This window comes from Jeotgalibaca porci, assembly GCF_011299095.1.
Taxonomy (GTDB): Bacteria; Bacillota; Bacilli; order Lactobacillales; family Aerococcaceae; genus Jeotgalibaca; species Jeotgalibaca porci.
The window spans coordinates 909863-923585 of the sequence record NZ_CP049889.1 but is presented as its reverse complement, the minus strand read 5'-3'; the positions used below and the strand labels follow the sequence as shown (position 1 = coordinate 923585).

The following is a 13723-nucleotide window of genomic DNA, read 5'->3' as shown; positions in this document are numbered from 1 at the left end:
TTATAAACTCCCTATTTTGTACTTTTATATGTATTTTAACACCGATACTACACTAATATATAGTATAATAAAAGTAACCTATAAATGAAGTAAGGGAGATTTTATAAAATGGATTTTACAAAAGTAGCAGCTTTGAACCGCCCAACTGAAAAATTGGTAGCGATTGAATTAACAGATGCACAAATCGAAGCGATTATTGTGGCTGGTTTGACAGCGCCAATTCCAGAAAATTTACATGACAAATTCCATATTACGTTTTACTCAGAACAAGAAGATGCTAAAGGCCCGATTAATATCGTTGTTTCATTAAAAGACGGCGAAGAAGCTGAAAGCAGCAATTACCTATTTGCTGGTATGATCATGTGCCAAATGCAATTAGCAACGACCAATTCATTGTTGGCTTACCAATACATTACTGAGGACGAAGGATTTGCACGTATTTCTTCTCCAGAAGCTAAAAAAGAAATCGGTATTCCAGCGAACTACACACCGATTCAACAATTGCGTGTAGGATACCCAGAAAACCGTGTGGATTCACGCGAAACGCATACACTATCATCATTGATGGAACGCTTTAACTAATATTGAGGAGGCATCACTAGCATATTTTTGTTATAGTGATGCTTTATTTTTAGATAGAAGGTGGTGACTAAGAGATGGCTTATATCTCTTTGCAAAAAGTAAGTAAGTATTATCAAATGGGTGAAACGAAAATAAAAGCCAATGACAGCATTTCTTTTGATATTGACAAGGGTGAATTTGTCGTGATCTTGGGCCCATCCGGTGCTGGAAAATCGACGGTCTTAAACATCTTGGGCGGAATGGACTATCCGAGTGAAGGACGCATTATGGTGGATGGTACAAATATTGCTGAATTCACACCGAAACAACTCACTCATTACCGTCGTCTGGACGTTGGATTTGTTTTTCAATTCTATAACCTGGTGCCCAATTTGACTGCTCGTGAGAATGTCGAATTGGCAGCTCAAATATCGAACCGTGCATTAGATGCAGCTGAAGTGTTGGATGCAGTCGGATTGACGGATCGTATGATGAACTTCCCAGCGCAATTGTCAGGGGGAGAACAGCAACGGGTTGCGATTGCACGTGCCCTTGCGAAACGCCCGAAACTACTTTTATGTGACGAACCAACCGGTGCTTTGGATTATGAGACCGGTAAGCAAGTCTTAAAGTTATTACAAGATACCTGTCGCGAAACGGGGACCACTGTTGTAGTTATTACCCATAACCAGGCGATTGCTCCAATGGCGAATCGTGTGATTGAAATTAATAATGCGCAGGTCCGTTCGATTTATGAAAATGATTACCCGATGCCTGTGTCCGAAATCGAATGGTAAGGGGTTGGGATAATGATAAAGAAAGCATTATGGAAAGATATTTGGAAGGGCATTTGGAATAATAAGGCCCGTTTTTTTGCCTTGCTGGCGATTATTGTACTCGGAACAGGGTTCTTCGGCGGTATCAGTGCAACAGGACCGGATATGCTCGATACCGCGAATCGTTATTACCAAAACAGAAAATTATTCGACTTAAAAGTTGTTTCATCGTACGGTATTGAAGCGGAAGATTTGACGGCACTGGATAAGGTCGACGGCATTGAAGTGCATCCCATGCGAACCATGGATGCTATTCTTGCCGATTATGAATATACCTTACGTCTCTATCCTTATGACACGGATACCGCGGTTAACAAGTATGCGCTTGTATCAGGACGCCTACCAGAAAAGGTTGGAGAAATCGCCTTAGATGCCGAGTTAAACCGTTTTTCAAAGCAACCATCATTAGGAGATAATGTCACATTCCGTTCGGAAACACCGATAGAAGGAGCCCCAACATTAACCGAAGAAACGTATGAGGTTGTAGGATTTGTTCATTCGCCTCTTTATATAGAAAGAGTTGGCCGCGGAAACACGCAAGTCGGTAAAGGTTCGCTTGATGGCTTTGGTGTGGTGCACTCTGACAGTATTAAGGGTGATTTTTTCAGCGAGGCATACGTGACATTCACAGACGAAGAAGATGCCTATACAGATGCCTATGGCAAAAAAGTAGAAGCAAAAACTGAAGAAGTCGAGATTGCTTTGAATGAAAGACCGGTTCAAAAAATAAATGAAATAAGATTAGAAGGCCGCCGAGTAATATTTTCTGCTGAGCAGGAAATTGAAGAGGCAAAAGCACAATTAGCGGAAGCAGAAGCAGAATTGGCTGCTGCACGTTTAGAGTTAGACGATGCTTGGGCAGAGTACAATCAAAAGCTGGAAGTATTTGAATCCGAAATCAGTACCGCCGAAGCAGAAATTAATCGCCAACAGGCAGTGTTAGACACCGCTTATACTCAATACCATAAAGGGTACAGCGAGTGGGAAGCAGGGACTAAGCAGTATGCGGATGCCAAAGCAGAATGGGACATTCAAAAACAACAGTTGTTAAGTCAACTGGATACGGTCATTACGTTGGAAGGTTTGGTAGAAAATCCTATTCCGACTCCAGAAGGTGAGGCTTTAGTTGCCCAAGTTCAGCAATTATTGGATGCAGAGCAACAGGTTGCAGCTGCACAAGAACAGTTGGAACGTTTGGCCGAAACCTTCCGTACACAAGAAGAGAATCTACAAACAGCTGAATCGCAACTGCGAGCAGCCGAAACACAATTAGCCGATGGAACGGCTGCCTTGGAGTCACAAAAAGCAGTGTTGGGTAATCGACAAGAGCAACGTGCCTATATCGAACAGAAAATAGAGATTCCTTATGCGGAATTAACGGATGCTGATAAGACTCAGACCCGTACCGAAGTTATGGGGCAGGGAAACCAAACGTTGAGTTACGATCCCTTCCTTAAATACTTAAATGGTGAAGTGCCCGTAGAAACGGTCGCCAATGCTTTGGAGCAAGAACGAACGTTGCAAAATAACTTACAGACAGGCATTACCGAACAGGCAAACAATCTGAATACGGAAAAAGTACGCATTCAGGAAACAAAAACTGCTCTAATTGACACAGGACAGCAGCTTGAAGCAGCAAAACGTGCTTATACTACGAACAGTCAAACGTTACAAGCACGCTCAGAAGAACTACAGCGTGCTAAAAATATCCTTTTGACAAAAGTACAATCCTCTGTCAAAGCGATTCAAGAAGAAGTTAATGCAGCAGATCGTCAGTTCGCAGTACAGTCAGAAATTTTAGCTGATTCTTATCAGGAACTGGAAGCAGCGAAACGCGAATTGGATGCCGGGCAAGCAGAGTTGACTGCAGGGAAAAATACATTGGCTGCGGAGCGCTCGAGTGGGGAAAGCCAATTGGCAGATGCGCTTACACAGATTCAAGCGGGCGAAAATGACTATGCAGAAGGATTGGCTACCTTTGAAGCTGAGAAAGCGACTGCGGATCAAGAAATAGGCGAAGCGGAAGCAGAACTCGCACTAGCGAGAAACGATTTGCAAGCACTTGAAGAACCGGTTTACTTTATACAAGACCGCTCTGACAATCCCGGTTATCAAGGATATGGGGACAATGCGAATCGTATTTCTTCGATTGCAGATGTCTTTCCAGTATTTTTCTTTTTAATTGCTGCACTGGTTAGTTTCACAACGATGACTCGGATGGTAGATGAACAAAGAACGCAAATTGGAACCTTAAAAGGATTGGGCTATAAGAACTTTGATATTGCGCTTAAATTCTTAGTTTATGCAGCAACTGCCGGAATAACCGGAACGTTTGTCGGCTTAATTTTGGGTTATTGGTTATTCCCAACCTTAATCTATAATGCGTATAGTTCACTCTATAATTTACCGGATATTCGATTGAATCAGTATGCTTTCTATACGCTGATTGCATCGGTTGTGGCACTTCTTTGCACTGTAGGGCCGGCAATGTTGGCAAGCTACCATACATTGAAGGAAACCCCTGCTTCTATCATGCGTCCAAAAGCACCGAAACAAGGAAAGCGTATCTTCTTGGAGCGGTTGCCGTTTGTTTGGAACCGCTTGGGCTTCAACTCTAAGATAACAGTTCGAAATCTTCTGCGTTATAAGGTGCGGAATTCAATTACCGTTGTCGGAGTGGCAGGCTGTATGGCGCTTATTCTGACGGGATTTGCTATCAGCAACTCGATTTCGGGACTCGCAGAAACGCAATTTTCAAAAGTCATGAGATACGATGCTGTGGTCGCTTTACAACCAGATCGTACGCGTTCAGACTTATTGAGTTATGAGGAGATAAGAGAAGAGTATCAAGAGATTTCTTCCCATCTCTTTACGCTTCAAGAAACATACAAAGCAGAAAGAACAGGAATTACGACACAGGATGTAACAATCTTTGTGCCTGAAGCCACGGACAATGTGTCTGCATTTGTACGGTTGAAAGAACGGGATGCAACGGCTCTTCACAGAATTGATAATGATGGAGCGATTATTTCAGAAAAGCTTGCTGATTTAATGGCTGTTGGACCTGGAGACGAACTGGTTATTCGAAATGAAGAAGAGATGACCTACCGGATTCCAATTGATACTGTGACGGAAAACTATACTGGACATTATGTCTACCTATCACGTAACTTGTATGAATCAGTTTTTGCTGCTTCCTTTACACCTAATACGGACCTACTCGTTTTCGAAGAAACCGATGGTGAGTGGGAAGAAGCATTCGCTGAGCGGGTTATGGATAATGATAATGTGGCACTTGTCACTTTCATGTCAGTCATTCATGAAGCTTTCCGCGATACTTTGGAAAGTTTGGACGTGATTACGTTGGTTTTGATTATTTCAGCAGCAGCTTTGGCGTTTGTCGTATTGTATAACCTGACGAACATCAATGTGTCTGAACGTATCCGCGAATTATCAACCATCAAAGTGCTCGGATTCTATGATATGGAAGTGAGTTTATATGTTTATCGCGAAACTTTTATTTTGACACTGTTCGGGATTCTTGTCGGCTTTGGTCTTGGAAATATTCTGGCAACAGTTTTATTAAAGATGGTAGAAGTGGACTTTATGTTGTTTCCAATTGCCATTTATCCGATTAGTTATGTCTATTCGACCGTTTTGACGCTGTTATTCTCAGCGATTGTGATGGTTATTATGCATTTGAAGTTGAAAAAAGTGAATATGATTGAAGCTCTGAAAAGCGTGGAGTGATACTGAGAACCGATTTTACCGAATAGATTTCGTGGTAAGATCGGTTTTTGTTAATAAATTTGACGATTTTAAATCCTATTGAATCAATGTTGTAAACGGAATCATTTAAAAACCTAACAAAACCATGTGAATACTTAGAAAAAGGTGTTGCTTAAATTGTCAGAATATTCTATACTGTAAACATTAAAATTTAAGGAGAAAATCTCCTTGTTTCTTTGATTACGGTAAGTATTATAATGGAAAACACGGAGGGGATTTTTAATGAAGAAGAAGTATTGGTTGGGACTATCGTCTATGTTGCTATTAGCTGCGTGTGGAAATGGTGCGGGAGAAACGGCTGGATCTGAGGGGACAACGGGTGGAGACGGATCAGGTGTCGTTATCGGTGGTAACTTTGAATTGTCAGGTGGGGCAAGTGCCTATGGAACCCCAATGAGTAATGCCGTTGAATTAGCGGTCGAATTAAAGAATAAAGATGGCGGTATCTCAGATGAAGATGTCACTTATAAAGTGTACGATAATACTTCAGTTGCCCAAGAAGCAGCTTCTGTTGCAACACGTTTAGCTACTGAAGATAAAGTTACAGCAATTATTGGACCTGCAACAACAGGAGATGCAGTTGCACAAACACCAGTACTTGATCGCGCAGGCGTTCCGGCCGTATTACCGGCAGCGACAGGCGATATGGTTACGATGAAAGACGATGAAACTGTTTGGGAATATATTTTCCGCGTGTGTTTCCAAGATTCTTTCCAAGGAGAAGTATTGGCTAACTTCGCACAAAACGATTTAGGCGCGAAGAAAGCAATCATCTTACAAGACAACTCAACGGATTATGCAGTGGGCTTAACAGAAGCCTTTGAAAGTGTCTTTGGTGGTGAAATTGTCTCTAAAGAAAACTTCTCAGATGGAGATACGGACTTTAATGCCATCTTAACAAATATCCGTGATAAAGACTTTGATGTTATCTTTATCCCAGGCTATTACGAAGAAGCAGGACTCTTGATTAAGCAAGCCCGTGAAATGGGTATTACACAACCAATCTTAGGTCCAGATGGTTTTGCGAACTCAACCCTAGTTGAATTGGCTGGGGCAGACAACGTAGATGATATCTACTATACAGGTCACTTCACACCGAACAGTGAAAATCCGAAAGTACAAGATTTCTTAAAAGCATACGAAGAAAAGTTCGGTGTAGAAGCAGACTCCTTTGCAGCTTTGGCATATGATGCAGCAAACCTTGTGTTGGCAGCAGTTGAAACGGCCGGCACAACAGACTCAAAAGCCGTTACTGAAGCCATTGCCAAGACAACAGATTTCGAAGGTGTAACCGGAACATTCTCATTGGATGAAAATCATAACCCGGTTAAGAGTACGTTTGTTATCGAATTACAAGATGGGGAAGAGGCTGGAAATACAGTCGTATCACCTAAATAACAAAACGAGGGGCGGGACATCTGTCTCGTCCCTCTTTAATCTTTTAGAAAGCAAAGAGGTGTATTATATGGAAAGCTTTATCCAGCAGATGGTAAACGGAATCTCACTGGGAAGCATTTATGCGCTCATCGCCCTCGGATACACGATGGTTTACGGAATTATTAAGCTCATTAACTTTGCCCACGGGGATATTTATATGGTCGGCGCTTTTATTGGCTACGGGATGATTCAAAACGTGGGATTGGGACTTATTCCAGCAATTGTTATTTCAATGTTATTATGTGCACTTCTGGGTGTAGTGATTGAAAAAATTGCCTATCGTCCCTTGCGCGGAGCGACTCGGATTGCGGCATTGATTACAGCTATCGGAGTTTCTTATTTACTGCAAAACTTGATGATTTACTTTATGGGCCCGGAACGCCGTGCATTCCCAACGGCTTTAGAAACACGCATCTTCTCATTCGGATCGATTCAAGTGAACTCGCAGCAAATCGTTATTATCGTGACAACAATTGTTTTGATGCTGGCTCTGCAAGTAATCGTGAAGTTCACGACCATGGGGAAAGCGATGCGTGCGGTCAGTACGGATCAAGATGCGGCACAATTGATGGGTATTAACGTCGACAATGTCATCTCCTTTACTTTTATTATGGGTTCCGCATTGGCAGGAGCTGCCGGTGTATTAGTCGGTATTTACTACAATTCGATTGATCCGTTGATGGGTGTGACGCCTGGGTTGAAGGCCTTCGTAGCAGCCGTATTCGGAGGAATCGGGATTATCCCGGGAGCTATGTTGGGCGGCTATCTGATTGGTATCATTGAAACAATGGTTAGTGCCTATGGTGGTTCCATGTTCAAAGATGCAGTTGTGTATTTGATTTTAATTTTGATTTTAATCGTGAAGCCATCCGGTATTCTTGGCAAAAACGTAAAAGAGAAAGTGTAGGTGACGCAGATGAAACAGTTCAATAAATATAACTTAGGCTGGTTCCTGCTGATTGCCGTCAGTGGTGTTGCCCTCTATTTTGGTATCTTTTCCGGTCTGATTTCGACTTTCCAACAAATTACACTCATGACAATTTTAATTAATATTATTTTGGCCATTGGACTAAACTTAGTCATTGGATTTTCAGGACAGTTTTCTCTCGGACATGCGGGATTTATGGCAATTGGTGCGTATAGTGGTGCAGTAATCAGTAAATATATCGACGGGTTACCTGGCTTTTTTGTCGGCATATTTGTTGGTATGATCATTGCGATGTTTGTTGCGATGGTCGTGGGAATTCCGACATTGCGTTTAAAAGGCGATTATCTGGCTATCGCAACATTAGGAGTAGCGGAGATTATCCGTATTGCCATTATCAACCTGCCTAATCTAACAAATGGTGCACGGGGAATCAGCGGAATTGCCTTTCCTTTCGAATCTAACTTGAGCTTTATTATGGTAACTTTTGTCTTTGTTGTTGTGACAACGATTGTGATTGTAAACTATATTAAGAGTAGCCCGGGGCGGGCAACTATTTCAATTCGTGAAGATGAAATTGCCGCTGAGTCAATGGGAATTAACACAACGCTTTATAAAGTGATTGCCTTTATGTTAGGCGCAATGACGGCGAGTGTTGCGGGAAATATATATGCCACATTCTTCAGTGTTATCAACCCAGCTGATTTTACATTCCAAAAGTCCATCGATATTTTAATCATCGTCGTATTTGGTGGAATCGGCAGTGTGACCGGAACGGTGGTCGCGGCGATTGTTTTAGGCCTGTTAAACACAGCTTTACAATCTGCTGGGCAGTTACGGATGGTATTCTACGCAATCGCATTAATTGCGATTATGGTATTCCGTCCCGGTGGTCTGTTGGGAACACGCGAATTTACGATTTCTGGTCTATTGAACCGTAAGAAAGGGGTGGAGAAATGAGCTTATTGGAAGTAACGGATTTAACTAAAAATTTTGGTGGTCTTGCTGCGCTTTCCAATGTCAATTTCCGCCTGGAAGAAAGTGAACTGGTTGGTTTAATCGGTCCAAACGGTGCAGGTAAAACGACTTTCTTTAACCTTTTGACTGGCGTGTATGTGCCGTCGGAAGGAGATATTCTTTTAGAAACGGAAGGCAAACAGACGAAGTTAAACGGAAAAAAACCGTATGTCATTACCGATTTGGGTCTAGCACGTACGTTTCAAAATATTCGTTTGTTCAAGGATTTAAGCGTGATTGAAAATGTTATGATTGCCTTACACAGTAAAAGTGGTATTGGCACATTGCATAGTATTTTCCGAACGCCGAAGTATTATGAAAATGACAAAAAGTTGCGTGAAGAATCCATCGCACTCCTAAAAATATTTAAGCTTGAAAATAAACTGGATACGTTGGCACGGAACCTTCCCTACGGCGAACAACGCCGCTTGGAAATCGTGCGCGCTCTGGCTACCCAACCAAAAATTTTATTTTTGGATGAGCCAGCTGCGGGTATGAACCCGCAAGAAACGGCGGAACTGACCGATTTAATTATTCAAATTCAGAAACAATTCCAAATTACTGTTGTATTAATTGAACACGACATGTCATTAGTCATGAACGTTTGCGAACGTATTTATTGTTTGGAATATGGCCGGTTGATTGCGGAAGGTACACCGGAAGAAATACAAAAAAATCCAGCCGTTATTAAAGCATATTTGGGAGGTGAGTAATCATGCTAAAAGTGAAGAATCTCTCTGTTAATTATGGCATGATACAAGCCGTGAAAGATATTTCCTTTGAAGTGAATGAGGGCGAAATTGTTTCCTTAATTGGAGCGAATGGTGCCGGTAAAACGACTATTCTTCGAACTATTTCAGGATTGGTCCGTCCTTCTTCCGGCGAAATTGCCTACATGGGCAAAGATATCGCCAAAGATGCACCGCGAAAAATCGTTGAAAAAGGATTGATACAAGTACCAGAAGGGCGTCACGTTTTCAAAGGCCTTTCTGTGCAGGAGAACCTTGATTTAGGTAGTTTTACCCGGAAAGACAAACAAAATATTAGTGCAGATTTGGCACATGTTTTTGAACGATTTCCGATACTAGCGGAGCGTAAGAATCAGGATGCGGCAACGCTATCTGGTGGGGAACAACAGATGTTGGCGATGGGCCGGGCTCTCATGTCTAAACCAAAGTTACTCTTATTGGATGAACCATCAATGGGACTAGCTCCTATTTTCATTAAAGAAATTTTCCGGATTATTCAAGACATTCAAAAACAAGGCACGACGATTTTACTCATTGAACAAAATGCAAAAGTCGCGTTACAAATTTCAGATCGCGGGTATGTTTTAGAGACGGGTAAAGTGGTGTTAAGTGATACGGGAGCGAACTTGTTACAAAGTGATGCAGTTCAGAAAGCCTATCTAGGAGGGTAATGCATGGATGTTAATAGCTATATGTCAAAAGATTTAGTAACAATTGAGGCAGGAACGAAAATTTTAGACGCACTAGATTTAATGAAAAAGCACAATATTCACCGTTTGCCTGTAGTCGAAGGTGATCGCATGATTGGTCTGGTTACGGAGGGAATTATCAGTCGAAACACACCATCTACGATGACGAGCTTAGATATGCGTGAAGTGACTTACCTATTAAATCGTACAAGCGCCAATGACATTATGGAGAAAAATGTCATCACGATTAATAAAGAAGCCTTGCTAGAAGAGGCAGCGGTAAACATGCGTAAAAATGCAATCGGTGTTTTACCAGTCGTTGAAGGTGATAATAAGTTGGTGGGTATTATAACCGAGAAAGATATCATGGATGCTTTTGTAGATGTCTTAGGCTTCTATACACCGGGCGTTCGTTTAGTGATTAATGTTCCAGAAGACCGTAAAGGTGTATTGGAAGAGATTACGGATTTCTTTGCAGAAGCAGAAATAAGCATTCAACAGATTGCTGTCTATCGAAAAGATCATATCCAGATAGTCATTCAAGTAGATAGTGACGATGTAACGGGCATTCAGAAGAATTTGGAAGCGCAAGGTTACAACGTTGAATCAATTATGTATAAAGATAACCAATAAGAAAGTGTGAGTGGGCAAAGACGTTTAGTTCCAGTAATTTGGATTAAAGCGTTTTTCTCACTCTTTCTTTATGTACTTTTAATCTATTTCGTTTAAAAGTAGATTGGTTAATGGCTTGTGATGGGGTAAACTAGGAGTATTAGAAATGTTCGAATCGACTTCAAGGTGATAGGAATGAAACGAACTGAGAAGGAGGTAGGGATTTGGCAGATTCGAAAGTCTATTTGCTTTTAACGGATACCGGAAGCTTGTTGTCACAAACAATTAAGAGATTCACGCAACAAAAATATAATCATTGTTCACTTGCTTTTGATTTAGAATTAAATCAGACGTATAGTTTTGGACGAAAGCAGCCGTGGAATCCGATTAATGGGGGATTCGTACAGGAAGATGTTCACTCTGATTTTTTCTTGACTTCCGATTGTACCGTTTATTCATTAACAGTAACAGAAGAGCAAAGAGATAAAATGCTTTACTTTATTGAGAAGACGCGCTTGCAGGAACAAGAGATGCGCTATAATTTCTTAGGGTTGCTTGCAGCAAATTTCGAAATCGAATGGCAGCGTGAGCATCATTATTTTTGTTCCGAATTCGTGGCGACAGTTCTTACTGCGGGTGGCGTTTATTTACCGGATAAACCACTTTCTTTTGTAGCACCTTATGATTTGGTGGACAATTTGCCGTTAGAATTGGTTTTTGAGGGGACACTTTTTGAATATGTCCAGCTGACAAAAGGGGTTCAACTGGCACCGATATAGAAGGCACGGAGCGTTTGCACCGGCCTTTTTATTGTTGTCTAAAAATGAGGGAGAACCCGTTATTTTAAACCGCATACATTTTTTTAGAAATAAGCACTTTAAAGTGTCCTCTTACACGTGATAAGTGTATAATAAATGTACATTAGACTTAAGGAGGCTTTCTCATGAATCAAGCACTAATAGCAATTGTATTACACGCAATTAAAGAACAGTACGTGAGCGAAAAAGCATTTTATTCTGGTCAATTAGGTATTTCATCCCAAAGTTGGGATCGTTGGAAAAAAGGTGAGCATGGACTGCGACCAGACAATATGAATATTGTATCGCGGTTATTTACGGATTATGAGTGGATGCTAGTACAGAAAGTTTCGCGTAACGCGGACATTTTACCAGAAGTAGCTGACAATCCGGTTCGTGAGTATCATTTTTTGAAATATCAAGTTGCCAAAAAATGGCTTAAAACTGGTTTAGCTACGATTACTTGGCGCAATAGTGAAGAGCTTGAGGAAGGCAATCGTAAACCGGCAACGACGACCTTACGTCTGGAGACAAATTATGATTTTTGGAGTTACAAAGATATTATCGATTTACGTCTTCCGAGTGTTATTCGTTATCAAATTGAGACACAAAAGGTCGATTTAATCGAGTGGATGATAGAAAATGATCCCGATAGTATCGTAACAATGAGTTAAGAAAAGGTGAAATTTTAAAGGAAATCTGGCATGTATGATAAGATAATGGATGAAAAAAATCCTGTCTACAGAAAGGTTTTGTTTTACATGAAAACAAGCACGCCTAATAAAAGATATCTACTGCCAGCATTAGCTCTAACTGCTTTTTCTTTATTTAGTTTGAGTGGGTGTGATTTATTACAACCAACTTCTGAAAGCCAAGGCTCCACCTCCCATTTAGTGGACCACTCGGAATCCGTTTCGACGGTCGCAGAATCGGAAGTTTTTGAGAGTATAACCCAGACTGAAATTGAAGCGTTGCAAGAACAGCTAGTCGCAACACCAGAAGTTCATTCTTCTGATTGGAATTTAATCTTGGTGAACCAAGCAAATCAATTGAATGAAGATTTGAATTTTGAACCTTATACAGCATCAAGTGGCGAAACACTCGATGCGAGAATTGCACAAGATTTTGAAGAAATGATTGCCGCAGGAGAAGCAGAAGGCCTTCCGTTTATTTTTGTGTCGGGTTACCGCTCTTTTGCGTATCAAGAACAAATTTACGCGAATGTTTATTCGGGTCATTTTAACAACGGTCGTTCGGAGGCTGAAGCTAAGGAGTTAACGGAGGCGTTTATTGCGATTCCGGGAACGAGTGAGCACATGACTGGTTTAGCGGCAGATATTACCGATCCTGCGCTTTATCATTTAGAAAATGGCTTAGTAACAGAATTTGAAAGTACTGCCAGTGCGCAGTGGTTATATGAGAACGCGGCTGACTATGGTTTTGTTTTACGTTACCCACGTGGAAAAGAAGGCATCATTGATGTGAGTTATGAAGCATGGCATTTCCGTTATGTTGGACGTGAAAATGCGCAGTACATGGTCGAAAATCAGTTAGTTTTAGAAGAATATGTCGCTTTATTACAGAAGAATGAAGCGATTCGGGAACAAATAAGCGAGCTTTCAGAGTAGTTTATTTTGAAAAGGAGCAAGGTATGGCAAGGAGAAAAATGAGTAAACTGTCGAAACGAAATATACAAGATATGAAGCGAAAGGTTGTTGGCTTTTTATTTGCAGGGACCCTTCTGTTCATGGCGGGTTACTCCATTATTGAAGGCTATTCCTCCTCATATGGAACAAGGCATGAATCCTTGGGGAAGGAAGAGTCTTTTATCCAACTTATTTTACCGGTGTCGCAAAAAATGTACGAACTCTATAACGTACGTCCCAGCGTCAGTATTGCGCAAGCGATATTGGAGTCCGACTGGGGAGAAAGTGAGCTGGCGGCTGATTACAATAATCTGTATGGCCGAAAGACCGGTGACCTGTCACGTGCGGTGTTGATGGAAACAAGCGAGTTTGCAAATGGTGAGTGGATTGTCATCCAAGACTATTTTAAAGTATATAAAAACGTAACAGAATCCATTGAAGATCATGCCCTATTGATGGTAAATGGAACCGACTGGAATCCGGAGTTGTATCATCCCGTTTTGGAGGCTGCGACTTATGAAGACGCCAGTCACGCGCTCCAACAAGCAGGCTATGCAACCGATCCGACCTATCCACAAAAATTAATAGATTTAATTGAACGGTATGAACTATATAAATATGATGTTTCGAATTAAAACGGAACAGATGAAGTGTGAGGTGATAAG

General features: G+C 41.3%; 13 protein-coding genes. All 13 read left to right on the top strand.

Annotated features, from left to right (window positions below; genetic code table 11):
• The first annotated feature begins 108 nt into the window (after positions 1-108).
• Entirely contained in the window at positions 109-582 is a 474-nt protein-coding gene (locus tag G7058_RS04730) for a hypothetical protein (protein ID WP_166062477.1), read from the top strand.
• 74 nt (positions 583-656) lie between these two features.
• Positions 657-1358, top strand: coding sequence for an ABC transporter ATP-binding protein (locus G7058_RS04725; RefSeq protein WP_166062476.1), 702 nt, complete (start codon positions 657-659; stop codon positions 1356-1358).
• A 12-nt stretch (positions 1359-1370) separates the two neighbouring features.
• Entirely contained in the window at positions 1371-5147 is a 3777-nt protein-coding gene (locus tag G7058_RS04720; protein ID WP_166062475.1) for an FtsX-like permease family protein, read from the top strand.
• Positions 5148-5408: 261 nt separating this feature from the next.
• Positions 5409-6584: an ABC transporter substrate-binding protein gene (locus G7058_RS04715; protein ID WP_166062474.1), complete on the top strand. Its 1176-nt coding sequence runs from the start codon at positions 5409-5411 to the stop codon at positions 6582-6584.
• 67 nt (positions 6585-6651) lie between these two features.
• Positions 6652-7530 (top strand): branched-chain amino acid ABC transporter permease, encoded by an 879-nt coding sequence (locus G7058_RS04710; RefSeq protein ID WP_166062473.1) that lies wholly within the window; start codon positions 6652-6654, stop codon positions 7528-7530.
• 9 nt (positions 7531-7539) lie between these two features.
• Positions 7540-8508: a branched-chain amino acid ABC transporter permease gene (locus G7058_RS04705; RefSeq protein ID WP_166063712.1), complete on the top strand. Its 969-nt coding sequence runs from the start codon at positions 7540-7542 to the stop codon at positions 8506-8508.
• A complete protein-coding gene (locus tag G7058_RS04700) occupies positions 8505-9278 on the top strand; it encodes an ABC transporter ATP-binding protein (protein WP_166062472.1) in 774 nt (257 codons plus the stop codon). Before G7058_RS04705 ends, G7058_RS04700 begins: the two co-directional genes overlap by 4 nt.
• A gap of 2 nt (positions 9279-9280) precedes the next feature.
• Positions 9281-9985 carry an ABC transporter ATP-binding protein gene (locus tag G7058_RS04695; protein WP_166062471.1) on the top strand — a complete coding sequence of 235 codons (705 nt, stop codon included), beginning with the start codon at positions 9281-9283 and terminating at the stop codon, positions 9983-9985.
• A gap of 3 nt (positions 9986-9988) precedes the next feature.
• A complete protein-coding gene (locus G7058_RS04690) occupies positions 9989-10636 on the top strand; it encodes a CBS and ACT domain-containing protein (protein ID WP_166062470.1) in 648 nt (215 codons plus the stop codon).
• Between the two features lie 203 nt (positions 10637-10839).
• Positions 10840-11394, top strand: coding sequence for a hypothetical protein (locus G7058_RS04685; RefSeq protein ID WP_166062469.1), 555 nt, complete (start codon positions 10840-10842; stop codon positions 11392-11394).
• Positions 11395-11558: 164 nt separating this feature from the next.
• A complete protein-coding gene (locus G7058_RS04680) occupies positions 11559-12086 on the top strand; it encodes a hypothetical protein (protein ID WP_166062468.1) in 528 nt (175 codons plus the stop codon).
• A 30-nt stretch (positions 12087-12116) separates the two neighbouring features.
• Positions 12117-13040, top strand: a complete 924-nt coding sequence (locus G7058_RS04675; RefSeq protein WP_166062467.1) for a M15 family metallopeptidase — start codon at positions 12117-12119, stop codon at positions 13038-13040.
• 23 nt (positions 13041-13063) lie between these two features.
• Positions 13064-13693 carry a glycoside hydrolase family 73 protein gene (locus G7058_RS04670; RefSeq protein WP_227004499.1) on the top strand — a complete coding sequence of 210 codons (630 nt, stop codon included), beginning with the start codon at positions 13064-13066 and terminating at the stop codon, positions 13691-13693.
• Positions 13694-13723: the final 30 nt, after the last annotated feature.